Here is a 23296-nt window from a genome sequence, read left to right on the forward strand (position 1 = left end):
TTTTGGCGAATACAAAACTAACCACTTTTACCGCCGTTTTCTATTAATTCACGCTAAGGTGCGATGAACCTTTTTTTTGGCTGTGTCCCGGAGCCCTTCGCTGCCATGCCCGTGGCTAAATCATCAGACCAGCTTTACCTCAACGCCGGCCGAGCGGAGCTGCCCGATCACTGCCGGGTCAGCCTGCTTCCCGGTAATAACAATATCAATATCTGCTGCGCGGCTGAACAGCATCCCTGCCCGCTGGCCGATTTTACTGCTGTCCACCAGCACGACCAGCTTGCCAACATAGTGTCGTACTTTCTGCTCACTCATCGCACTGAGCATATCCGTTTTATATAATCCGTCGCTGGTCAGGCCGACACCACTGGTAAACATCCAGTGACCGGCATACAGGTCAGCTTCGCTGCTCTGCGGAGCCAGAGTTATCGACTGCTGCTTATTATACTGGCCGCCAATAATTACCACCCGTTCATGTTCATGTTCTATCAGGTAATTGGCCAGTGGCAGATAGTTGGTGATCACCTGAATATCTTTACCGCACAGTTCACGGCCCAGCAAAAAGGCGGTCGAGCCGCAGTTAATCACCACGCTCTCTCCGGGCTGACACAGGGCCGCCGCCGCGGCAGTAATCCGTATTTTTTCGTCCAGATGACTGACCTGTTGAATATTCAGCGGGCTCCATAACTGACGAGATACATTCAGCACCTCGGCACCGTTACGCACTTTACGTAATTGCCCGTTATCATTCAGTTTATTGATATCACGCCGCGCAGTTGCCGGCGAAATATCAAAGGCAGCGATCAAATCGGCGACAGAAATTTGCCGCTGAGTATGTAACAACTCAAGGATGGCATGGTGCCGCTGGGACTCAGTCATGGACATTCCGTTACAAGATAAAACATCAGCAGTGGATTATAGGCGCACAGTCTGATTATTAATATCATTTTGCTGCAGAAGTGCGCACCATAAATCGCCCTGTGGTTTTACAGGAAGGCTTTAAAAGGCAGGTCAGGCTCAAGGGTAAAACAGTCATCGAAACCACGGGGATAGTGATACTCAAGGTTATCCTTATCTGTCGGCCAGGTAAACTTACCACCGACCTGCCAGATAAAAGGTTTAAAATGGTACTGAAGCCGGTGTCGTCTCATTTCCCACAGGCTGAGTATTTCCTTAGGGTCCGCCTGGAAATTTGACCAGATATCATGGTGTACCGGAATCACAACCTGTGCCTTAAGGGACTCCGCCATACGTAATATATCGACACTGGTCATTTTATCCGTCACACCACGCGGATTTTCACCGAAGGAGCCCAGCGCAACATCAATCGGGAAGCGGTTACCGTGACTGGCATAATAATTTGAATAGTGAGAATCGCCACTGTGGTACAGCGTCCCGGCCGGCGTTTCAAACAGATAATTAACCGCCCGCTGATCCATCCCTGCCGGTAATACCCCGGCAGCTGCCTGTCCTTCCGGTAGGGTAATCAGTGCGGTACGATCGAACGCATCCAGCACAATAATCCGTGTATCTCTGAGGGTAATAATATCGCCCGGCACCACTGCATGGCATCGTTCACGCGGCACCCCCCAGCCAGTCCAGATATCAACGCAGGACTGCGGTCCGATAAAGGGCACATCCTCTGCACAATTCTGCATTACCGCTGCCGCAACATTAACGTCAATATGATCGTTATGGTCATGGGTGGCTAATACGGCATCCAGCTGCCGGATAGCAAAGGGATCCATAACAAAAGGCGCCGTCCGCAGGTTAGGTTGCAGGGCTAACCCGCCGGCCATCCGCTGCATCTGATGACCGGCTTTCATCAGAGGATTACTGTGTGTCTGTTTACCGGTCCCGCACCAGAAATCAACACACAGATTAGTACCTGCGTCTGATTTCAGCCATATCCCGGTACACCCCAGCCACCAGATGGCAAAAGTGCCGCTGACAACCTCTGTCTGTTCTATTTCCTCATTCAGCCAGCATCCCCACTCCGGGAAGGTGCTAAGTAGCCAGGATTCACGGCTGATTGATGTTATTTTACTCATCGTATTCTCTCCATCCTTTGACGACAACAATCAAAATAATCATAAACAATCACAGAGAGTTAAAATTACCACCGTTCATCTGTCTTCTCAATATGAAAAAATCGCTTTTTATACTCTCCGTCACGCTGAAATTAACTGCATATATAACAATAACTTTTAAATAAATGCAGACGAAAAAACAACAATATACAGTGCATTCATATAATTAAATAATATCCAGTGAAGAGGATCACAAATAATCAAAATCAATCTTTTTGTGACGTTTTATGATTGTTATGGTGAAGGCTCCCTGAGTAAGCCGTTCGGGATAATAAAACTCAGGCAACCGTATCGGCACGGTTTGCCCGTCAGTATTCGCGCTCTGTAAGCAATGCTTTGGAGATCCGTATGGAAACGCTTTATACCCTGTTCACTGTTTTTTTTAACCAGGTGATGACCAATCCGCCACTACTGCTGGGCCTGGTCACCTTACTGGGCTATTTACTGCTGCGTAAAAGCGCCACGGTAATCATTAAAGGTACACTGAAAACAATTATCGGTTTTATGTTATTGCAGGCGGGCTCAGGCATTCTGACCAGTACCTTTAAGCCGGTTGTCAGTAAACTGTCAGAGGTCTATCAGATTAACGGTGCAATATCAGACACCTATGCATCAATGATGACAGTAATAGACCGAATGGATACCGCCTACAGCTGGGTCGGTTATGCGGTTTTACTGGCGCTGGCGCTCAATATTTTATATGTACTACTGAAACGGCTGACGGGTATCAGAACTATCATGCTGTCAGGACATATTATGTTCCAGCAGGTCGGATTGATTGCCGTATTCTTTTATCTGTCCGGTTACAGCATGTGGACCACCGTTATCTGTAGTGCGGTACTGACTTCCCTCTACTGGGGGATCACCGCCAATATGATGTACCTCCCGACCCAGTCCGTGACCGACAATAGCGGATTTTCCATTGGCCACCAGCAGCAGTTTGCCTCATGGATTGCCTGCAAACTGGCCCCCTATTTGGGTAAAAAACAGGACAGTGTCGAGAAGCTTTCTCTGCCCGGCTGGCTGAATATTTTCCATGACAACATCGTGTCAACCGCCATTGTGATGACACTGTTTTTTGGCGCGATCCTGCTCTCTTTCGGCTTAACCACCCTGCAGGCTATGGCGGGCAGCACCCACTGGACCCTTTATATCCTGCAGACCGGACTCATGTTTGCCGTCGCGATCTTTATCATTGTGCAGGGCGTGCGCATGTTTGTCGCCGAGCTCACCGAAGCCTTTAACGGTATCTCACAGCGCCTGATTCCGGGGGCGGTGTTAGCCATCGATTGTGCTGCTATCTACAGCTTTGCGCCTAACGCAGTGGTGTGGGGTTTTATGTGGGGCACCATCGGCCAGCTGATTGCCGTCGGTATTCTGGTGCTGCTGCAGTCTCCTATCATGATTATCCCCGGGTTTATTCCGATGTTCTTTTCAAATGCCACTATTGGCGTATTTGCTAACCACTATGGGGGCTGGCGGGCGGCACTTAAAATTTGCCTGGTGATGGGAATGATAGAAATCTTTGGTTGTGTCTGGGCGATAAAACTGACCGGGCTGGATGCCTGGATGGGTATGGCTGACTGGTCAATTCTGGCGCCACCGTTAATGCAGGGATTGAGTTCCGGGCTCTGGTTTATGGGCGTAGTACTGATTATCGCTGCCTTATATATGTACTTTTCCGGCCGAAGCCTGCGTGCTGAAGAACGTGCCGCAGGCCGATAGCCATCAAAACCCTCACCACAGGAGAACACTTATATGACAGTAAGAATTCTGGCAGTGTGCGGTTGCGGACAGGGAAGCTCAATGATCATGAAGATGAAAGTTGATCAGTTTCTCACGCTTCAGCAGGTAGACCATAGCGTAAACAGCTGTGCTGTCGGTGAATATAAATCAGAGCTCAGTCAGGCAGATATTATTCTTGCCTCTACGCATATTGCCGGTGAAATCAGTGTCAGCGGTAATAAACATGTTATCGGGGTACGCAATATGCTGTCTGCCGAAGATTTCGGCCCCAAACTGATGGCTGTTATTCGTCAGTACTTTCCTGACGACCTCTCAGGAGCAACTGCTGATGAAGCTAAGTGATTCCCTGCGGGATAATAACAGTATCCGCCTGCAGGCCGAGGCCGAAGACTGGCAACAGGCCATCAGGATTGGCACCGATCTGCTGGTGGATGCAGGGGTGGTCGGATCAGAATATTTCCCGGCGATCCTCGCGGCAGTCAGCAAGTACGGCCCCTATTTCCTGCTTGCTCCCGGCCTGGCAATGCCCCATGCCCGTCCCGAGGAGGGCGTATTGCGGACCGGGTTTGCCTTAGTCACCCTGAAAAACCCGGTCTGCTTTGGCGACGAGGATAACGATCCGATCGATATCCTGATCACCCTGGCGGCCGTTGATGCCCACACTCATCAGCAGGTCGGAATACTTCAGGTCGTACAGCTATTCGACGATCCTGATAATTTTCAGCGTTTACGTGACTGCCGCCATCCGCAGCAGGTACTTGACCTGATTCATCAAACCTCAGTTACCCGCGAGCCATAAGGAGTACCGGCCATGGAATGTCAACGACCTCTGCTGCAAATCGCACTGGATAATTTAACCCTCGATCAGGCATTTGCCACCACCCGGCTGATTGCCAGTGAAGTCGATATTATCGAAATTGGTACCATTTTGTGTGTCAGTGAAGGTATACGTGCAGTACGGGAAATAAAAGCACTCTATCCCGGCCATATCGTGCTGGCCGATGCCAAAATTGCCGATGCCGGAAAAATACTCGCAGAAATGTGTTTTCAGGCCAGTGCAGACTGGATCACTGTCATTTGCTGCGCTGATATCAATACGGTGAAAGGTGCTCTGCAGGTGGCACAACAGTATAACGGTGATGTCCAGATAGAACTCACCGGCAGCTGGCAAATATCTCAGGCCTCTGGCTGGTACGATGCCGGTATCCGCCAGCTGGTATACCACCGCAGTCGTGATGCTCAGGCAGCAGGCGTAAATTGGAGCGATCAGGACCTGGCTATCCTGCAACAACTCTGTGATATGGGCTTTAAACTCACCATCACAGGCGGACTGGAGGCTGACGACCTGCCCCTGTTCAGGCATCTGCCGATCCATGCATTTATTGCCGGACGCAGTATCCGTGATGCCAGTGATCCTGTCGCCGCTGCCCGGCGGTTCCGGCAGCAAATTCATCAGCTCTGGGGCTAAGGAGCCAGTATGTCACCGTCAGAAAAAGTGCTGCTCGGTATTTACGAAAAAGCCCTGCCGCCCGATGAAAACTGGCCACAACGCCTCGGACTTGCCGCAGAACTGGGATTTGATTTTGTCGAAATGTCGATAGATGAAACTGACCAGCGACTGGCCCGCCTCCACTGGAGTGATAAGCAGCGCCTGGCACTGACAGAGGCGGTACTGACCAGCGGTATCCGTGTCTCTTCCCTCTGTCTCAGTGCCCACCGGCGTTTTCCTCTGGGCAGCGAAGACGACAGCATCCGGCGTCAGGCACTACAGATTATGCAGCAAACCATCCGGCTGGCACAGGATACCGGAATACGGGTTATCCAGCTGGCCGGCTACGATGAGTACTACCAGCAAAGTAATGCCTGTACCCGTCAGCGATTCCGTGACGGTCTGTCACTGGCGATGGAAATGGCCAGCAGAGCACAGGTTACCCTGGCGATGGAAATTATGGATACCGGTCTGATGAATTCGGTCAGCAAAGCCCTCGGTTATAGCCATTATTTGAATAACCCCTGGTTCCAGCTATACCCTGATATCGGCAATTTATCGGCCTGGGATAATGATGTCGAGCTGGAGCTGACGGCTGCGACTGGCCACATTGTGGGTGTACATGTGAAAGACACCCGCCGCGGGGAATTTAAAAACGTTCCGTTCGGCCAGGGTATCGTGGATTTCGAACAATGCTTTCGCACCCTGCACACTAATGGTTATCGCGGCCCCTATCTGATCGAAATGTGGAGCGGCAGCAGAGAAAACCCGCGCCAGCAGGTGTCTGCCGCCCGCTGCCAGGTACTGGAAAAAATGCGCCTGGCGGGCTTGCCGACCGGAGGATAAACCGATGCTGACACAATTAAAGCAACAAGTCTGTGAAGCCAATCTGCAACTGCCGGCCCATCAACTGGTGACCTTCAGTTGGGGCAATGTCAGTGCCATCGACCGGCAAAGTGGTCTGATGGTGATAAAACCCAGCGGAGTTGCCTATGAAAAACTGCGTCCGGAAGATATGGTGGTGGTTGAGCCCGACGGCTATTATCATGGTCCTTTGCGCCCGTCTTCAGACACAGCAACTCATCTGGCGCTCTACCGGCAATACCCGGAACTGGGGGGGATTGTCCATACCCATTCAACCTACGCCACTGCATGGGCACAGGCGATGCGTCCGGTGCCGGTATTAGGTACCACCCACGCAGATTATTTTTATGGTGAGATTCCCTGTACCCGTCAGTTGAAAGCAGAAGAAGTCAGCCATGACTATGAACGTAATACGGGTGAAGTGATCATCCATACCCTGCAGGATCGTCCGCCGATGCAGGTACCGGCAGTTATCGTTGCCCAGCATGGTCCTTTTTGCTGGGGATCGGATGCTGCAGAAGCGGTACATAATGCAGTCGTTCTTGAAGAAGTTGCCAGACTGGCATGGCTCAGTTGTCAGCTGAAGCCACAACCTGAAGTTATCCCCCCCTATCTGCAGGATAAACACTTCAAGCGTAAACATGGTAAACATGCTTACTACGGACAGGGGTGAGTTTCTGACCTGCGGGGCCCTGTCCGGCGTCCGGGACAGGGCCCCGGCCTCTTCCGCCCTGACGGCTATATAACCCATTCTGCTTCACCTGCCCGCCAGTAAAAATTTCACAATATTATGTGAAAAATAAAATCCATCATAAAAATAAAAAATACATTTATATTCATAATATTATATTTAAATTGTCGTCATAACCTGTTTTTCATTTTTGTGATTCAGCAACTTTTATTGTGAAATTGTTATCCGTAAACTATTTCCATGACATAAAAAATAACCAGAGAGTAGCGAATCATGGCGATGGGATTAACTGCGAATGAACGCCGGGATTTTATCTATCGTTATGCCCATGAAAATCAGATCGCACTCTATGAGGAGCTGGCATCACTGCTGAATGTCTCCCATATGACTATCCGCCGTGATGTACAACTGATGGAACAGGAAGGGAAAGTCCGGCGGGTTAACGGGGGAATTCGCCTCAGTGTCTTACTGCATCAGGAACTGCCTTATCAGGACAAGTCCTGTCTGAATCACCGGCTCAAAAAAGAGCTGGGTAAATGTTCAGTCACTCGGATTTCTGAGGGCAGTATTATTTACCTCGATGCAGGGACGACCACTTTCGAAATTGCCTGCTGTATTCCGCCTGATTTTCGTCTGACTGTCGTCACTAATGACTTTTCGATCAGCCAGCTGCTGATGTCGAATCCGGCCACAGACCTCTACCATGTCGGCGGCAGAGTCGATAAACGTAACCTTTCCTGTGTCGGTTTCAGCGCTGCCAGCTTTATTAAAACACTGAATATTGACCTGGCCTTTCTCAGCGCCAGTTCATGGGATCTGACCCACGGTATATCGACGCCCTATGAAGAGAAAGCCGTAGTAAAACAGACCGTTATTTCTGTCTCAAATAAAAATATCCTCGTCTCTGACAGCAGTAAATATGGAAAGTACGGTTTTTACACTGTCTGTCCCCTAACGGCTCTGGATGAAATTATTACGGATTCGGTTTCCGGTGAATGTAAACAAAGTCTGCTGGATATCCGCTCACCGAAAATCACCTTTATCGATATATTCCGGGATAAAAGAAGTTATGAAAGACGAAAATAAACTACGCGAAGAAATATGTCTCACCGGTGAACGATTATTTAGCCGGGGTTATACGGTCGGCTCTTCCGGTAATATCAGTGCATGCCTTGATGATGGCTGGTTAATTACACCGACCGATGCCTGTCTGGGCACTCTGGACCCGGCCGATATTGCCAAAGTCAGCTCCGACGGAGAATGGCTGACGGGTAACAAACCTTCCAAGACCCTGTTATTACATAAAGGTGTATATCAGCATAATCCTGCTAGCCGCAGCGTACTGCATACCCACTCAAACGCACTGGTATTACTGACACTGCAGGGCGTCTGGTCTGCGGAAGCGATCCTGCCGCCCATCACCCCCTATCAGGTGATGAAAGTCGGAAAAATACCGTTGATTGACTACCGGTATCCCGGCTCACCGGAAGTGGCGACAATCGTGGCCGGGCTGGCTGCAACAGTGAAAGGGGTTATGCTGGCAAGACTCGGCCCGGTGATCTGGGGGAACAGTGTTTCTCAGGCCTGCGATATCCTGGAAGAATTAGAGGAAACCGCCCGGCTATGGGTCGCCACCCGACGCCAGGCCGATCCTCTGCCACCGCAGGCAATTCAGGAACTGACCGAAAAATTTGCATGTCACTGGTAATTCACCGCTTATTGCCGGAATAGACAGGCGCAGGTAAATAAAATGACAAGGTTATCTCCTTTGACACTGTACAGTGCACTGGTTGTTCGCTCTCCGTTTGACGACGGATTACTGGAAGGTTATCGCCGCCGGTTTGGCGACCTCTGCATCCACTGGAACCCGACCAGCGTATTAATGGAAAATATCGCAAACGGCCAGCTCTGTGACCTGGTGATCGTGACCGATCCGGCCATGGAGCAGCTGATTGCTCAGGGAATTGCTGATCCGGCAACCCGCAGACCATTAGTGGTTTCCCGCATCGGGTTTGCCGTCAGAAAAGGCGCGCCTCACGTTGATGTCTCTGACCGTGAACAACTGATAAAAACACTTCGTGCCGCGCGCTCACTCTGCTATTCCACCGGCGGAGCCAGCGGTATACATTTTAAAACCGTACTACAGATGCTGGGGATCGAACAGGAAATTGACGCTAAAGCCTGCCCGATCGCGGAGGGTTTTACCGCAGAAAAACTTCTCAGCGGTGATGCGGATCTTGCTATCCAGCAAGTCAGCGAACTGCTGGCGGTGCCGGGCGTAGAGATCACCGGCGACCTGCCCGCTGATCTGCAAAAAAGTACCTCGTTTTCTATTGCCCGGAGCTTTCACTCTGAACATCAGCAACAGGCCGCAGCACTGACAGAGATTGTCACCTCACCAGACGCCGCCGCCAGATATGCAAAGTTCGGTCTGCAAAGCCAGAATTAATCACTATATCGCAGACAGATCTGCAGACTGAAACGACCACCGGCTGCCAGCCTGTCCGCGGGCCACTTGCGTGACAACGGTAACCGGCCCGCCGGGTTTTCGCCAGCAGATAGCCTCCTGCGCCAGTTTCGGTGGCAACAGCCGCCACGTTAACCACAGAGTCCGGCTTACGCGGGACAAACGGAGCGCCTTATGTTGATTGGAGTAATAGCAGATGATTTCACCGGCGCCAGCGACATTGGCGTCACCCTGACAACAGGACTGCCGGAAGAAGGTGGCCTGCGCACAGCATTATATATCGGGGTGCCTGAGCAGGCGGCAGATCCACAGATCGGTGCCGGGGTTATTGCGCTGAAAAGCCGTTCACTGCCTGCCAGCGAAGCTATCGCCCTGTCATTACAGGCCTGCGACTGGCTGCTGGCCAGCGGATGCCGGCAAATTGTATTTAAATATTGTTCCACCTTTGACTCCACCTCTCAGGGCAATATTGGCCCGGTGGCCGAGGCCCTGGCCCGTAAGCTCGGTACCGGCGGCGTGGTGGTATGTCCTGCATTTCCGGCAATGAAACGTACGCTCTATCAGGGACACTTGTTTGTCAATGATCAGTTGCTGAATGAATCAGGGATGGAAAACCACCCCCTGACCCCGATGACCGATGCGGATATTCGTCGTGTACTGGCGAGCCAGTCACAGCATCCGCAGGGATATATCAGCTGGCAACAGGTACAACAAGGCAGCGATGAAATCAGCCGCCAATTAAAGCGACTGGCTGAGCAGCAGATCGGTCTGGTGGTGGTGGATGCGATCACTGATCAGGACTTACTGCAGATTGCCGGGGCCTGTGCCGATGCACCGCTGCTGACCGGAGCATCGGCTATTGCCCGCGGCCTGCCGCATAATTTTATTCGTCGTGGTGAAACGGCAGGCGAAATTGCTCCGCAGTTCAGTGTGAGCGGTAAAGGTGTGATTCTGGCAGGCAGTTGTTCACGCACCACATTACGCCAGATTGACTACCACCGGCAGCAATATGCCGTACTGCCTCTGGATGTTGAGCAAATCATCCGCGGCGACACCGACACCGCAGAACTGCTGAAATTCGTCGATGATAATCAGCAAAAATATCCTCTGATTTATACTTCAGGAGATCCGGCGCAGGTTACGGCGTTACAGCAGCCTTATGGCCGCGAAAAAGTTTCTCAGGCGATTGAACAATTTTTCGCTGCTCTGGCGGTACAGCTGGTCGGGGCCGGTGTACGGCGTCTGGTGGTCGGCGGCGGAGAAACATCCGGGGCGATTGTCAGTGGCCTGGGCATTGAAAGTCTGGTTATCGGTGCCGAACTCAGTACCGGCGTCCCGGCATTACGGGCAAAACAGGGACAAATAACCCTCGGACTGGCCTTAAAATCAGGTAATTTTGGTGATGAGGCCTTTTTCTCCCGTGCACTGGCCAGACTGACAGCATAAACCCACCGCAAATAGCGGCTCCGTATCCCCGCGGTGCGGAGCCGCATCAGCCCCTCCTCCCTGCCACTGTGTTATCCTGCCCGCTGTTTCCGGATATCAGCTTCAGGATAATCACCAATGATGTTCAGCACTTTCCGGCAGGCAATAATGGACTTTACCCCGCCGCCTGCACGCCAGTTACCTGATAATTTTTTACTCCGCCGTGAAGGCAGGCTGGCCGAATACTATATTCCGTTCGACTACCTTAACCCTGCTGCACGTCTCGTGCTGGTGGGCATTACCCCCGGCTATCAGCAGTGGCTGCATGCGGTGACAGCCGCACACCAGGCGCTGAAAAACGGAGCGACTGATCAGCAGGCATTATATCTTGCCAAACAGCAAGGAGCATTCAGTGGTGCGATCCGTAATAATCTGACGCAGTTACTGGACGCGATTGGCTTATCTGGCTGGCTGGGTATCGCGTCCTGCAGCTCATTATTCAGCGATCACTTATCGTTAGTGCACTTCACTTCCCTGTTTAATCAGCCGGTATTTATCGATGGTAAAAATTACAATAACACGCCCTCTTTCCGTCACTCCCCTTTACTGCAGCACAGTATCGAACGCGGATTTGCAGCCGAAGCCCGCCAGTTGCCTGATGCGGTTTTTGTCCCTTTAGGCCCGGTGGCTAGCGCCGGGGTTGAATGGCTGGTTCAGCAGCAACAGATTGACCCGGCGAAAATCCTGACCGGCTTACCCCATCCTTCCGGGGCCAACAGCGAAAGGATCCATTATTTTCCGGGTAAAAAAACACGTGACACACTGTCACGGCACACCAACCCGCAGGCTCTGGATCTGGCAAGGGAAAAGCTGATAACAAAAGTGGCAAAACTGCGCTGAAATATCGTGCCGGCCGCCACCGGCACACCGGCAAGTAAGCAGTTATCCGCCAACAGGTCCGGCATCCAGCGCCTGTGCCTGCTGCAGGGAAGGTAACGCCGATAATGTCTGCAGATAAGTATCAATCGCCGGATACAGGCCGTCGATCATTCCCCGTTTGTGCAGTAACAGCAGCACCCAGCCAATCATAAAATCAGCGCCCGTCAGCTGCTCACCGGTAATATAACGGCGGCCACTCAGTTGCTGATTTACATAACTGAACACTTTATTAAATTCATTATTCGCGTAATTCTCTGTCCAGCGCAGTTCGGTTCCGGCAGCCGTTTCGAAACTATTAAACAGACGTAACAGTACCGGGACCATGGCCGAGCTTTCCGCAAAATGGATCCACTCATAGTATTCGGCATACTGCGGGCTGCCGGCCGGCGGACGCAGGCCAGGGGCAAAACGTTCGATCAGTAACTCGATAATCGCGCCTGACTCGCTGATAATCTGCCCGTCAAGCTCAATCACCGGGGATTTGCCCAGCGGGTGTACTTTCTTAAGAGATTCCGGGGCCAGCTGCGTCACAGCATCACGCTGATAATAAATAACCTGATGGGGGATCTTTGCTTCCAGCAATAACCAGTGGACGCGGAAAGAACGGGAATCATTCAGATGGTGTAAGGTAATCATACTGTTTCCATTCACTCACTCTGGCTGCCGCAGAATGCAGCAGCGACAGACCTTATACTAGCATAAAGGTCTGTGGTGCAATTCGTTAGCCGGATGCGGATACCGCCAGTACCTGCCGCCGCTCCCCTTAGCCAGAGTATTCAATAATCGATAATCCGGCATTGTAGTCAGTGCTGTAAATGATCCCCTGAGCATCAACAAACACATCACAGGACTGGATGACTTTCGGCCTTCCCGGCCGGGTATCCATCATTTTTTGCGGTGCGGCCGGAACCAGGGCTGCGGTCTCTTCCGGACGGTAAGGATCACTGATGTCATAGGCCCGGACGCCGGCATTCTGATAGGTGGCAAAAATCAGCGTTGAACTGATAAAACTGCCCGGCCGGTTTTCATGCAAATTATGCGGGCCAAAATGTGCCCCTTTAGCAATATAATCGGCTTCGCCGGGCTGCGGAAAGGTAGAAATACTCACCGGATTGGACGGGTCACGGATATCGAACAACCAGATAAACTTTTCACCATCCTGCTGTTTATCCAGCACGGCTTCATCCAGAACCACCAGCAAATTCCGCTCCGGCAGGGGTAACGCCGTATGGGTACCGCCGCCAAACGGCGGGCTCCAGTTACGGTGGCTGAGCAGCTTCGGAGCACTGCGATCCTTAATATCAAGGATGGTCAGGCCTCCGTCACGCCAGCTACCATAGGCCGTATCCCCGCTGATAATCGCATGGTGAAGGGCATAGCGTTTACCTTCCGGCCAGTCAGGCACTTCCCCGGCCTGCTGATTCATACCCGGCAACCACCATTTTCCGGCGACTACCGGCTTGCGCGGATCCGCCAGGTCAATGGTCAGGAAAATATAATCGGTAAAACCGTCAATCAGTGCCGATACATAGGCCCAGCGTCCGCCGATATACCAGATACGGTGAATACCGATCCCGTTCAGAGGCAAAAAGCTGATTTCACGGGGCTGTTGCGGCACAGAAATATCGAAAACACGTAATCCGGCACTCCAGCCATGCTGTTCAATATCGCTGACCGTATCTCCGACCTGACGAGTGTAATACACTTTCTCATCGGCGAAACGGGTATCCGCAAACAGGTCACGGGCGTTGATCACCAGCAACAGATCATCATGGGTCTGTAGATGTATATTCCAGGTACCCGGCGGTGCTGCTACATAATTAACGGTTTTCGGCTGCCGGGGATCCCGGACATCCACCACCGAAAATCCTCCCGAGACCATATGTCCGATATACGCAAAACCGCGATGCACCATCAGCTGAACCCCGTCAGGACGCCCTCCCTGATCACTGTGACCGATCAGCCGCATATTGCGGCTGTATTCCGGTTGCGGTAATGCGCTCATTATCTCTGCCTTATTTCGCTTTCGCTTCGAGGGTAGCGAACCATGGTGCAACGAAATCATTGGTGGTGCCCCAGCCGGGGATAATTTTTGGCAGGCTGGCCATATTCACATCACCGCTCTGCTGGTTCAGCAACGCCTGAGATACGGCATCGGCCTTAAATTCATAAGTGGCCGGGGTGGGTTCTCCGGCTATTTTCAGGGCAACCAGCCGCACGTTAGTCGCGCCAATCAGCTGCGGATCAACCGCTGCCGTCATCTGCCACGGACTGTTTTTACTGTGCATCATCTGTAAATCCTGGTTAGAAATATCGATGCTATACAGTTTGATCTCTGTCCGGCCATTTTCCTGTAATGCTTTATAAGCTCCCTGACTGAAGGCATCCCATGACCCCCAGATAGCGTCAATTTTACCTTTCGGGTATTTCGCCAGGATAGCACCGACTTTATTCGCGGTATCACCCTGCACATCGGTAGACACTGCCCCCAGAGATTCCAGCTGTGTGATCCCCGGGTTCTTTTTCAGTAGCTGCTGGTACTCTTTCTCACGACGGTCCATCGGCGGGAACCCGGCAACCCACAGTTTCACAATATTTGCTTTCCCGTGAAAATCTTTTACCAGTTGCCCGAAAGACATATCCGTCAGTGAAGCATCATCCTGGCGGGTAACGGTCACTGCCGGAATATTGTCCGGTACGGCAGTATCAAACACCGACACCGCAATCCCTGCATCGGTAATACGTTTTACCAGATCGTCTGAATAGGGTGCACGTCCCTGGGAGAGAATAATGCCGTCATATTTCTGGATAATTGCCTGATTCACAAAATCCTGGAAACGGGCATCGTCACCATTACTCAGGAAAGTATTCACTTTGAAGCCCAGTTTTCTGGCCTGCTTAATTGCACCGGCCAGAAACTGGGTCGTGTTATCGTCAGATCCCAGGTTACGGATCACAGCAATACGCACCGGACCATGGTGGTTTGCCAGTGCTGCCGGTAAAGGTGCCATGACATCCGCGAAAACCGGTGTACTGCCCAGTAAACTCAGTGCCAGTAAAGAGAGTGCTATCTTTTTCATGTTGTGCCCCGAAATGCCCGCCTGTGAACAGGCTGATTATTTTAATTTCTGTAACTGCTGCTTTGTCTGTCCTGCCTGACCCCCGCCATTGTCCCGGCGGGCATATATCCTTCTAAACAGATATCCATCTGGATGTCTGGACGTCATATTACATAATCCCTTACCTGCTGGCTACCGTCATCCGTATCCCTGTAAAAAATTTCTCCGGCGGAGATCTTCAGGGCTGATAACGGATCCGGACGATACCCAGATGGTGGGCCATTTCCCGCAGAAACACAAAATAGCAAAACTCAGCAATCTCCGGTTCAGTCAGGGGGAATGGCCCGTAAGACAGCCGATCTGTCAGCTGATTAAATGCCGACTCTATTGCCTGTGGCGTAATATCATCGCTGCCCGCCAGCCAGCGCTGACAAACGCGGTGCAGCAGCATATCGCTGCTAATGGCATGGAGGTTGCCCGGCAGTATTTTCCCCTGTGATTCAAGGATTTCTTCTGTCCTGTAAATCAGCGTCTCCACAGCCAGCGCATCTGCCTGCCCGGCAGAAAACAGGCCATCTCCCGCCTGCTGATAACCGCCTTTTAGCACTGACAGCACCGTATCCTGCGGATGATAAAAAGTAACTGACTGTGCAGACACCGAAAAAAAATACGCTGACATCATGTGTTCTCCTGATCTCTGAAAAATGTTTTATCGGATAGTGACATTACCAATATACCGGTCACCGCCCTGCGGACGATGTGTTTATGAGCTGACAACAGACGCAGTAACAGCATAAATGAATAACAGATCGACGGGGAAAGTGCAGAGTAATCAACAGACCAGCCAGTGATCATTTGCCGGGATTTGATCGCCTGATGGCAAAGACAAAAATACAACAGCCACCGCCCCTGTTATTTCAGGGAACGGTGGCTGTCAGGGGGATATCCGCCGGGCAGTCAGTAATTAAACAAACACCCGCAGCAATCAGTCAGTGGTATGGATCAATGCAGGCAGCATTGTTTAAATTTCTTACCACTGCCACACGGACAAGGATCATTACGTCCGGCGGTAACTTCAGCAATAAAGGGCTGACTGACGACTTGTGGCGGGTGGTCTGTACGTAACGCCAGCCAGTAGTTATACAGAGCCAGTGCTGACGGTGTGATAATCTCAATCGCGGCGTCATACTCTTCGGGGGTCAGGGTTTCCAGCCGGTCGAAGTTCTCTTCTTTACCATGCAAAGCAATCGCTTCAAAGGCAGGTTGCAGGCTTTCCGGCAGTTCAGGCCAGCGGCCAAGTGCAACGCCACGCATATAGCCAAAACACCATTCTTCAACAATGGTGAACTCCTGACCTTCCATCTCTCTGACCCCAAACAATGGTTCAAACTGATCCTGATATTCGGTCAGACGCTGGTCAATATCGTCCATATGCTGGAAAGTCAGCGTCATAAAGCGCTCCATTTCCCGCTCAGAACGCCAGCGCGGCACTTTATCTGCCCCGCCCCATACGGCGACCAGCCACTGATCAGGTTCAGCCATCACCGGTCCGGACAGAATTGCCGTCAGCAGCCCATCCAGCCCCGAAACATCCAGCACTGAAGTTTCATCGCCATATTTCATGAAGATATCATCCAGCCATTCAAGCTCTTTCTCTGTCAGGGGGCCCTGTGTCATTGCGTATTACCTCTTCTCTGCAACCGGTGATATACCGGTATCGGCTAATCGGTAATTATAACAGCAGACACTCGCCATGAGTCGATTTGTCGACCGTCACGCTTCACAGTTGGCCACTTTCCTGGCGTATCACCCGACCGTCATCACCCCGCGGCTCATCCGTGGCTGCGCAGGTCCGGCAAGTCAGAGCAACGCCGGCGGCGGCCTCCGGTTCCGGAATCCGCTAACTGAACACCTGTAACAACGGCATATGCCGTTGTTACACCAGAGTTATTGTGCGCCTGACATGACTTTAAAGACAAAAGGAACCGAGTCACGCAGGGAGACGTTAACCGTTTCACTGTGATCCATACCGGCATATTCTTTTATTTCCACCGGAGTACCCGCAGCTTTTACCTCACGGGCAAATTGCTGCTGCATGGCCGTCGGGACATTAATATCGTTCAGGCCGATACCGATAAACACCGGATGGTTAATTTTCAGTGTGTTATAACGCAAAGACGGTAACTGTGAATCCAGCAGTCCCTGGAAGTCAGGCTGAAAACTGTTTTTATCATTCAGCCCCTGTGTCATCACATGACGGGTCAGCGGAGCAATACATAAGGTTTCGGCCAGTTTAACATCCGATACCGCCCGTTTCTGAAAGTAGTCAGCGGCTTTCAGTTGCTTATTCTCATCGGCTGCCGACAAAAAGATATAGTAGGCATACGGTATTTTCGGATCACCACCGACCCGGTTGTGCGTTGATTTAAAAATATCACTGACCGTGGTATGCGCATTAATATAAGGTGTACCGGTCAGTACCGTGCCCAGGACATGCAGTGCCGGCGCATAAGACGGCTGATAACCGGAAGCAGCAAAGGCAGCATGTGCTCCCTGAGACTGACCGATAATGATAATTTTATTACTTAACGGGAAGCTTTTCAGAGACGCTGAAATACTGTCCAGCACACTCCAGGCTTCAGAACGGGAATTCAGATAATGATGTAACCCCGGAGAGCCAAGCCCTGCATAATCCGGAGCCACCACCGCAAATCCCAGCGACAGCCAGCTGTTCAGATATTGCTGATCACGCGGGGTGCGCGGGTTCAGGGAGGGGGCACACTGATAAGCAACGCCGACGGTACCGTGGGTCCATACCACCACTGGCCAGCCGCCCTCAGGGGCCGGGCCTTTCGGTAAAAAAACCGCGCCACTGTCTTCACGGTGTGTTTTACCATCGATGCCACTAATCGATGTGTAATGGATCAGATACTGTGCCGAAGCCTCTGATAAACCGTGATCGGCCGGTAACGGCGCTTTTTCCAGTAATACCCCGTTGGGGGTTAGCGGAGCCGCATGGGCTGTCATACCCAGGCTGATAGCTGAAGCCAGTAATGCGCCGGCAAATTTTATCATCTGTTTCTCCTGTCAGTGAACCCGTCAGCCTGCGGCGGACTGCCGCACTGCCGTGCTGTTCACTGGTGTGCATGCAGTGGTTGTAAAGGACTGTTATAGCCGCCGCCTAACGCCTGAGTCAGGCTGATATCGGTTGAAATTTGCCGGTATTGCATATCCGTCAGTAACAATTGCTGGGCCAGGGTCACCCGCTGTACTTCGCGGCTGGCATACAGGCTCATTAACCCCCGCCGGTAACGGGCATCAGCACTGTCAGCACTGACCTGTGCCGCCGCCACTTTCTGCTGCTGCATTACCAGTTGCTGGTTAACAGAATTCAGTTGCTGTGAACTGACGGCCACATCCCGGACCGCATCCAGCACAGCCTGGTTATACTGTTTAATTAATATATTACTGGCTGTACGTGCTGCCCGCAGGTTGGCATTCAGCCGTCCGCCGTTAAATAATGGCAGATATAAACCGGGCAGCAGGTTGATCTGCTGGAAAGAATATTTAAATAAATCGCCGACATTCAGCGCGTTATACCCCCAGAATGCCTTAATATCAAAATGCGGATAGAAGGCCGTTTTGGCCACTTCTACACGGCTTAAGGAAGACAGTACATAGCCCCGCAGTGCCTGTAAATCCGGACGCCGCGACAGTAACTGATAAGAAAGTACCGGCGGTAATCCTTGCTGTGTTTGTGGCAGCGGCCGCGGCTGTAATGAGGCTATTGCCGCAGAATCAGCACCGGCGCCGATAAGTGCCCGTAATACTTCTTTCGTCGATGCCAGTACCGTTTGTTCGCCAAGTAACTGCTGCTGTGCCGACAAATATTCACTTTGTGCCCCGGCCAGGGCGACATCGTCTTCCAGCCCGCGGGCAACACGATCTTTATGAGCCGCCACCGAAAAACTGCTGATCTGCTCCTGTTGTTGCAACAGGGCAATACGCTGCCAGCTACTCTGTATCGAAAAATATAGCTGTGCCACATTCGCTGCCACGGCTTGTTCTGTGGCAGCTGTTTCCGCCAGCCGGGCATTTTTTTCGCCAATTGCCGCGGCGACCCGTGCCCGATCGGTTCCCCACAGGTCGATATTCAACGCACCGCCAATACCGACAGTATTCAGGGTATACCAGGGACCGCTGCTGCTTTCAGGCAGGGAAAAAGAGTAAGGCCAGGTAAAAGAGCGATGGCTGGTCCGTAAACGGTTTTGTGCAGCTACCGCGGTCGCCTGCACTCCGGACAAAGAACGTGCCACATCCACATTGGCTTCTGACTGAGCAATTTGTAACTGAGCCGCCTGTACCCGTGGTGAGTTCTGTAATGCCTGGCTGATCAGCATATTCAGTTGCGGATCATTATATTTTGTCCACCAGTTACTGGCTGGCCAGCCACTGCCTGCCAGATGAATAACCGCGGATAACTGCGCCTGCTGCGGGTTAATAATTGCCACCTCAGCAGGGTCGTGGGGGAGCATTGAGCATCCGCCCAGCAGCAGGATGGCACTGAAACCCAGTGATAATCTGAAAGTGCGTACTGCCCGGGAAGTTACTGTCATTGTTTCATCGTCCGCAGAACTGAAGGATGTTGATTATCTGCTTCCGGCCAGCAAGGCAGTGTCTCGATCGCCTGTGCCAGCGGCCGGTGATAGGGGTTATCTCCCCCCGGCAAACGGACCGCAGGTATCGCTGCCCCCTGATCGACTATCTGCCCTGAATATGCCTGCAGCGCAGCCGCGCAATGTTGCAGGAAATCAGGTTCATCCGCCCCGTACAACCGGTATCCTTCGCTGAGGCGCAGAATTTCCCGTGCCTGTACAAACGTTTGTTTTACCGGCCAGTCTCTCAGTTCAGGGTGAGGATAAGACCATGCATAGACCGGTTCAGCAGCAACACGATCCATCAGGGTTTCGGTTGTCAGCAGCGCCTGGTACACCGGGACCCACTGACGTTCCTGAGGCGGTTTATCATCAGCCATCCACTGGCTCAGCTGTTTAAATAACCGGCTCAGTTGCTGTCTGAGTTTCAGAGCGTCACTTTCTGGCCACAGATACATATGTACCAGCGAAGAAACCAGTACCCCCAGTAAAATGCCTATCGCCCGGTCGCGTAATTCCGTCAGGGTATACAGCGGGCCGAACCAGTCGAGGAACCCCATCGCGAAGGTAAATGCTATCTGGATACCGGCATAGGCGGTACGTTCTGAGCCCCCGGCAATCCATGCAGATAGCCACATCACCGGCACTGACATCATCAGTAATCCGACCACTGACGTAGTAAACGGCTGAATAAAGACAATCAGTAGCAGGGCAAAAGCGGTAGCCAGTAATCCCCCGGCCACACGCAGCCAGGTTTTCTGCATTGTCGGGCCTAATCCCGGCTGCGCGACTATCACACAGCTCAGCATAATGGTGTGGATACCGTCCCAGTCGACGGCAGTATAAAACAGGTAACAGACTAAGGTCGCCAGCAGGGTTTTCAACGCAAACTGCGGGTATGCCGGATTGGTAAAGGCATCCGCTGCCAGTAACGGGGCTTTTCCCGACGGTTTTTCAGGGAGCTCAATCTCTTCCCCTGCCGCCAGCCGGGTACAGACGGTTGCCAGACGCCGCAGGATCACATTATCACTGACCGGCTGCGGGGCTGGCGGAAGCTGTGCCAGCGGATTATCGGCCTGACGACACTCGTCAGCCAGCTGACGCAGATAGTCACTGAGTTCTCCGGCCAGTTGCTGCTGTACACCGGTCAGTGGCAGTGGCCGTATCAGCATCACCAGGTAGTAGCTGTGGATGGCAACGGCCATCACTGCCTGCCAGTGGCTTTTATTGCGCCGGATGACCGGAGAAGCGCCGCACGCCAGGCTAAACAGGCTCTGCAATCCGGTAAATTGTTTCGCCATATCCGTGGTATCCGCCTGCCCGGACGGCTCCCCGGTGCGCTGATAATGACTGAGCTGTGCGGCACAATCGTCAAAATCATTCGCCAGTTGCTGCCTGAACTGGTAGCCGGGAAACGCCTGACGAAAGCTGGCATTCACCAGAAACGTCACCAGTACTGACGTATTAATCGATACCCACAGCCACATAATCAGCCGGATGACCAGATCACTGTCACTGGTCATCGCTGGGAATGTCTGGGCAAAAATGACCGCCAGCGCGACGATAAAAAAGGCCAGCCCGAGTTTATCGAAGGCCCGCATCAGAAACATTGCGCCAAAAAACAGCAACGATGAGCAGATCAATCGTAACAGCGGATAGTCATAGGTGAACTTCAGCATCAGAATAACGCAGCCAAGGATCAGGGTGACCAGGAAAAAGAACACCACACTCAGCAGTTTGATAATGACCACGTTCGACTGACTGGCATAAAATGCAACGATAATCGCCACCGATAACAGCGGGATTTGCAGGGTCATAAAGACCAGGATCAGGATCGCGCAAGTCACCGTCAGCCGCAGTGCGTAACTGCCTCTGCCGGGCAGCGGCCGGAGTTCGCGGCGCAGAAACTCCCCCCATGAACCTCTCATTGACGCCCCCTCAATGGTCACCGGCAGGCGGTAATAACAATGCCGTTGCTGAGCCACCAACACGGAACAATGCCGGGTCCGGATTATCAACACGGATTTTTACCGGAAAACGCTGAGAGACATGCACCCAGTTAATACTCTTCTGAATATATGGCAGACCGCCGGGCAAACTGACGCCGTCGCCAGACATCACCCCGGCACCGACAGAATCAACCACACCGTGAAAAATCCGCTGATGGTCGGTCATAACACGAATCCTGGCGGGTCTGCCGGGGCGGATATGATCCAAATCTGTTTCACGGAAATTGGCAATCACATACCAGTTCTGATCATCAATCAGTGAAAAAACAGGCTTCAGCGCCGAAGCATACTGACCGGTGGTGGTTTTCAGCGCCACCACAATACCGTTAAACGGGGCTGTAACATAAGTATGTTCCAGTTGCAGTCTGGCAAGGGCTATTTGCGCTAATACATCACCGCGCTGTGCTTCCAGCGCCTGTACACCACTGACGGCCGAAGAAGCCTGCATTGCCTGCAACCGGGTGGCGGCCAGGTCCGCGCGCGCCGCTTTTTCGGCGGTAATTGCCTGATCCAAATCCTGCTGAGAAGCAAAGCCTTTAGGTACCAGCGGGGCCAGCCGTATGCGGGTCGAAGTGGTTTGCCGGACCACCGCTTCCGCTCTGGCAACCGCAGCGGAAACAGATTCGGCGTTATACTGCTGTGCCTGTATAGTCCGCCGTGTCAGCATTATTTGGGCATCCAGAGCTGCCAGCCGGCTTTCTGCACCGTCCAGTAAATCCTGATACATACGCGGATCAATGCGGAATAATAAATCCCCTTTTCTGACCCGCTGGTTATCACTTACCGGCATATCAATAATGGTGCCATTGACCTGCGGAACCACACTGATAGTGTCCGCATACACAGTCGCATCATTGGTTTCAGGAGAGGTCTGTAATTGCCAGATAACCACAATCAGACCAATAATGCATGCCACCACTATCACCAGTAATGGCCATTTTTTTCGCATTGCTGCCGCCGCTGAGCCAGTCATCATCGTTTTAGTTCACAAAAAATAGAAACCACAGTATTACTGCGAATAAAAACAGCAGTCCCGAATAGCTGACGACCAGCGGAGAAAAATGTTCCTGCCACTGTTTACGGGCCACCAGTACATGAAATAATGCTAATAAAACTGAAGCGCCAATAAGGCAAAAAAGCCAGGAGGGAAACGACGCGCCTAATACGGGTATCGCCGGAGATAATGAACAGCCGGATATCAGAAGACAGACTCCCGACATCATCGCCCGGGAAATCCAGTAGTTACGCCTCATTATCAGCTGTCTGAACATCATCATTCATCCTGTCTGCAGCAAACATCATCCGTCAATCAGTGTTCTGTTATACAAAGCCCGCACAATAGCCCTGAGCATCCGGCTCGTCAGGTAAGCCTCAGAATTCACTACATTCATAAGTATTACTGAATCGGAAACAGTATAGTTCACTATTCCACAGGCGGATCCTGTTTAACAGAAATATCCCTGAAGGCGATGAAAATAGTTTTTTATGCTAAATAAATGGCCACAACTGACCATGCAAAACAACTTTCTCCGGAAAAAAACCGTAGATCCGTGGCCGGTCTCTGACATCAAACATTAACCTGATCAATGGATTATCCGCCGCAAAGTCCGCTCCGGAAAAACCGGACAACCGATAATATCTTTCAGCCTGCAGGTCGCGGGTTAAGGCCCGCTGTAACCACGCCGGAGTCACAGTCAGTGGCCGGTTAGAAGCCACTGCGGATAAAGTCAGGGACTGGTGCCGGTATTTATCCCTTTCGCGGCAGCCTGCCGGTAAAAAATCACCGCCAGCGGCTCTCCGGAATATCCGTTGGTCCGCTTGTATGTTCAGCACCCGTGCCGAAAATGCAGATACAGCCGGTT

The 23296-nt window shown here is 52.0% G+C and carries 23 protein-coding genes; 11 read left to right on the forward strand and 12 right to left on the reverse strand.

What is annotated here, in order from left to right; translation table 11 throughout:
• Positions 1-123: 123 nt before the first annotated feature.
• Both ulaR and ulaG read right to left on the reverse strand, forming a co-directional pair.
• Positions 124-879, reverse strand: a complete 756-nt coding sequence (gene ulaR, locus JK198_RS10720) for an HTH-type transcriptional regulator UlaR (RefSeq protein WP_212708555.1) — start codon at positions 877-879, stop codon at positions 124-126.
• A 107-nt stretch (positions 880-986) separates the two neighbouring features.
• Entirely contained in the window at positions 987-2051 is a 1065-nt protein-coding gene (ulaG, locus tag JK198_RS10725) for an L-ascorbate 6-phosphate lactonase (protein WP_212710941.1), read from the reverse strand.
• 387 nt (positions 2052-2438) lie between these two features.
• Between ulaG and ulaA the strand changes: the two genes are divergently transcribed.
• The 11 genes from ulaA to JK198_RS10780 all read left to right on the forward strand — a co-directional run bounded on the left by ulaA (position 2439) and on the right by JK198_RS10780 (position 11672).
• Entirely contained in the window at positions 2439-3815 is a 1377-nt protein-coding gene (gene ulaA / locus JK198_RS10730; protein WP_212710942.1) for a PTS ascorbate transporter subunit IIC, read from the forward strand.
• A 33-nt stretch (positions 3816-3848) separates the two neighbouring features.
• A complete protein-coding gene (gene ulaB / locus JK198_RS10735; RefSeq protein WP_212708558.1) occupies positions 3849-4178 on the forward strand; it encodes a PTS ascorbate transporter subunit IIB in 330 nt (109 codons plus the stop codon).
• Entirely contained in the window at positions 4165-4635 is a 471-nt protein-coding gene (ulaC, locus tag JK198_RS10740; RefSeq protein ID WP_212708559.1) for a PTS ascorbate transporter subunit IIA, read from the forward strand. Before ulaB ends, ulaC begins: the two co-directional genes overlap by 14 nt.
• Positions 4636-4647: 12 nt before the next feature.
• Positions 4648-5304, forward strand: a complete 657-nt coding sequence (locus tag JK198_RS10745) for a 3-keto-L-gulonate-6-phosphate decarboxylase UlaD (protein ID WP_212708560.1) — start codon at positions 4648-4650, stop codon at positions 5302-5304.
• Positions 5305-5313: 9 nt separating this feature from the next.
• Positions 5314-6171: an L-ribulose-5-phosphate 3-epimerase gene (locus JK198_RS10750; protein ID WP_212710943.1), complete on the forward strand. Its 858-nt coding sequence runs from the start codon at positions 5314-5316 to the stop codon at positions 6169-6171.
• A 7-nt stretch (positions 6172-6178) separates the two neighbouring features.
• Positions 6179-6862 carry an L-ribulose-5-phosphate 4-epimerase gene (locus JK198_RS10755; protein ID WP_212710953.1) on the forward strand — a complete coding sequence of 228 codons (684 nt, stop codon included), beginning with the start codon at positions 6179-6181 and terminating at the stop codon, positions 6860-6862.
• A gap of 291 nt (positions 6863-7153) precedes the next feature.
• Positions 7154-7966, forward strand: coding sequence for a DeoR/GlpR family DNA-binding transcription regulator (locus JK198_RS10760; RefSeq protein ID WP_249213117.1), 813 nt, complete (start codon positions 7154-7156; stop codon positions 7964-7966).
• Entirely contained in the window at positions 7950-8588 is a 639-nt protein-coding gene (locus tag JK198_RS10765) for an aldolase (protein WP_212708562.1), read from the forward strand. Before JK198_RS10760 ends, JK198_RS10765 begins: the two co-directional genes overlap by 17 nt.
• Before the next feature lie 42 nt (positions 8589-8630).
• Positions 8631-9329, forward strand: a complete 699-nt coding sequence (locus JK198_RS10770) for a substrate-binding domain-containing protein (RefSeq protein WP_212710944.1) — start codon at positions 8631-8633, stop codon at positions 9327-9329.
• Between the two features lie 192 nt (positions 9330-9521).
• Positions 9522-10793: a 3-oxo-tetronate kinase gene (gene otnK / locus JK198_RS10775; protein ID WP_212710945.1), complete on the forward strand. Its 1272-nt coding sequence runs from the start codon at positions 9522-9524 to the stop codon at positions 10791-10793.
• 117 nt (positions 10794-10910) lie between these two features.
• Positions 10911-11672 carry a hypothetical protein gene (locus JK198_RS10780; RefSeq protein ID WP_212710946.1) on the forward strand — a complete coding sequence of 254 codons (762 nt, stop codon included), beginning with the start codon at positions 10911-10913 and terminating at the stop codon, positions 11670-11672.
• A 42-nt stretch (positions 11673-11714) separates the two neighbouring features.
• On the opposite strand, the gene JK198_RS10785 is transcribed toward JK198_RS10780, so the two are convergent.
• The 10 genes from JK198_RS10785 to JK198_RS10830 form a co-directional block, all read right to left on the reverse strand.
• On the reverse strand, positions 11715-12347 hold the full coding sequence (locus JK198_RS10785) for a glutathione S-transferase family protein (protein WP_212710947.1): 633 nt from the start codon (positions 12345-12347) through the stop codon (positions 11715-11717).
• 127 nt (positions 12348-12474) lie between these two features.
• Positions 12475-13716 (reverse strand): LVIVD repeat-containing protein, encoded by a 1242-nt coding sequence (locus JK198_RS10790; RefSeq protein WP_212708567.1) that lies wholly within the window; start codon positions 13714-13716, stop codon positions 12475-12477.
• Positions 13717-13726: 10 nt separating this feature from the next.
• The gene (locus tag JK198_RS10795; protein ID WP_212710948.1) at positions 13727-14791 is read right to left on the reverse strand and encodes a sugar ABC transporter substrate-binding protein; all 1065 of its coding nucleotides are present in this window, start codon (positions 14789-14791) and stop codon (positions 13727-13729) included.
• Between the two features lie 217 nt (positions 14792-15008).
• The gene (locus tag JK198_RS10800; RefSeq protein ID WP_212708569.1) at positions 15009-15452 is read right to left on the reverse strand and encodes a hypothetical protein; all 444 of its coding nucleotides are present in this window, start codon (positions 15450-15452) and stop codon (positions 15009-15011) included.
• Positions 15453-15772: 320 nt separating this feature from the next.
• On the reverse strand, positions 15773-16447 hold the full coding sequence (locus JK198_RS10805; RefSeq protein ID WP_212708570.1) for a YecA family protein: 675 nt from the start codon (positions 16445-16447) through the stop codon (positions 15773-15775).
• A 270-nt stretch (positions 16448-16717) separates the two neighbouring features.
• Entirely contained in the window at positions 16718-17845 is a 1128-nt protein-coding gene (locus JK198_RS10810) for a lipase family protein (RefSeq protein ID WP_212710949.1), read from the reverse strand.
• Between the two features lie 59 nt (positions 17846-17904).
• On the reverse strand, positions 17905-19386 hold the full coding sequence (locus tag JK198_RS10815; protein ID WP_212708572.1) for an MdtP family multidrug efflux transporter outer membrane subunit: 1482 nt from the start codon (positions 19384-19386) through the stop codon (positions 17905-17907).
• Positions 19383-21353 (reverse strand): FUSC family protein, encoded by a 1971-nt coding sequence (locus tag JK198_RS10820; protein ID WP_212710950.1) that lies wholly within the window; start codon positions 21351-21353, stop codon positions 19383-19385. Before JK198_RS10820 ends, JK198_RS10815 begins: the two co-directional genes overlap by 4 nt.
• Positions 21354-21363: 10 nt before the next feature.
• Complete coding sequence (gene mdtN / locus JK198_RS10825) at positions 21364-22407, reverse strand: multidrug transporter subunit MdtN (protein WP_212708586.1); 1044 nt, start codon at positions 22405-22407, stop codon at positions 21364-21366.
• A 7-nt stretch (positions 22408-22414) separates the two neighbouring features.
• Complete coding sequence (locus JK198_RS10830; RefSeq protein ID WP_212708574.1) at positions 22415-22687, reverse strand: YtcA family lipoprotein; 273 nt, start codon at positions 22685-22687, stop codon at positions 22415-22417.
• Positions 22688-23296 lie beyond the last annotated feature (609 nt).

The sequence above is a fragment of the Tatumella sp. JGM91 genome (assembly GCF_018257575.1).
GTDB lineage: Bacteria > Pseudomonadota > Gammaproteobacteria > Enterobacterales > Enterobacteriaceae > Tatumella > Tatumella punctata.

Excerpts from the sequence above, each read along its gene's own strand:
- JK198_RS10820 (WP_212710950.1), bottom strand. The coding sequence starts at position 21,353 with ATGAGAGGTTCATGGGGGGAGTTTCTGCGCCGCGAACTCCGGCCGCTG.
- JK198_RS10795 (WP_212710948.1), bottom strand. The coding sequence starts at position 14,791 with ATGAAAAAGATAGCACTCTCTTTACTGGCACTGAGTTTACTGGGCAGT.
- JK198_RS10815 (WP_212708572.1), bottom strand. The coding sequence starts at position 19,386 with ATGACAGTAACTTCCCGGGCAGTACGCACTTTCAGATTATCACTGGGT.
- JK198_RS10800 (WP_212708569.1), bottom strand. The coding sequence starts at position 15,452 with ATGATGTCAGCGTATTTTTTTTCGGTGTCTGCACAGTCAGTTACTTTT.
- JK198_RS10765 (WP_212708562.1), top strand. The coding sequence starts at position 7,950 with ATGAAAGACGAAAATAAACTACGCGAAGAAATATGTCTCACCGGTGAA.
- ulaA (WP_212710942.1), top strand. The coding sequence starts at position 2,439 with ATGGAAACGCTTTATACCCTGTTCACTGTTTTTTTTAACCAGGTGATG.
- ulaG (WP_212710941.1), bottom strand. The coding sequence starts at position 2,051 with ATGAGTAAAATAACATCAATCAGCCGTGAATCCTGGCTACTTAGCACC.
- ulaB (WP_212708558.1), top strand. The coding sequence starts at position 3,849 with ATGACAGTAAGAATTCTGGCAGTGTGCGGTTGCGGACAGGGAAGCTCA.
- JK198_RS10785 (WP_212710947.1), bottom strand. The coding sequence starts at position 12,347 with ATGATTACCTTACACCATCTGAATGATTCCCGTTCTTTCCGCGTCCAC.
- JK198_RS10805 (WP_212708570.1), bottom strand. The coding sequence starts at position 16,447 with ATGACACAGGGCCCCCTGACAGAGAAAGAGCTTGAATGGCTGGATGAT.
- JK198_RS10770 (WP_212710944.1), top strand. The coding sequence starts at position 8,631 with ATGACAAGGTTATCTCCTTTGACACTGTACAGTGCACTGGTTGTTCGC.
- JK198_RS10780 (WP_212710946.1), top strand. The coding sequence starts at position 10,911 with ATGATGTTCAGCACTTTCCGGCAGGCAATAATGGACTTTACCCCGCCG.
- otnK (WP_212710945.1), top strand. The coding sequence starts at position 9,522 with ATGTTGATTGGAGTAATAGCAGATGATTTCACCGGCGCCAGCGACATT.
- ulaR (WP_212708555.1), bottom strand. The coding sequence starts at position 879 with ATGACTGAGTCCCAGCGGCACCATGCCATCCTTGAGTTGTTACATACT.
- JK198_RS10790 (WP_212708567.1), bottom strand. The coding sequence starts at position 13,716 with ATGAGCGCATTACCGCAACCGGAATACAGCCGCAATATGCGGCTGATC.
- mdtN (WP_212708586.1), bottom strand. The coding sequence starts at position 22,407 with ATGACTGGCTCAGCGGCGGCAGCAATGCGAAAAAAATGGCCATTACTG.
- JK198_RS10750 (WP_212710943.1), top strand. The coding sequence starts at position 5,314 with ATGTCACCGTCAGAAAAAGTGCTGCTCGGTATTTACGAAAAAGCCCTG.
- JK198_RS10745 (WP_212708560.1), top strand. The coding sequence starts at position 4,648 with ATGGAATGTCAACGACCTCTGCTGCAAATCGCACTGGATAATTTAACC.
- ulaC (WP_212708559.1), top strand. The coding sequence starts at position 4,165 with ATGAAGCTAAGTGATTCCCTGCGGGATAATAACAGTATCCGCCTGCAG.
- JK198_RS10830 (WP_212708574.1), bottom strand. The coding sequence starts at position 22,687 with ATGAGGCGTAACTACTGGATTTCCCGGGCGATGATGTCGGGAGTCTGT.
- JK198_RS10810 (WP_212710949.1), bottom strand. The coding sequence starts at position 17,845 with ATGATAAAATTTGCCGGCGCATTACTGGCTTCAGCTATCAGCCTGGGT.
- JK198_RS10760 (WP_249213117.1), top strand. The coding sequence starts at position 7,154 with ATGGCGATGGGATTAACTGCGAATGAACGCCGGGATTTTATCTATCGT.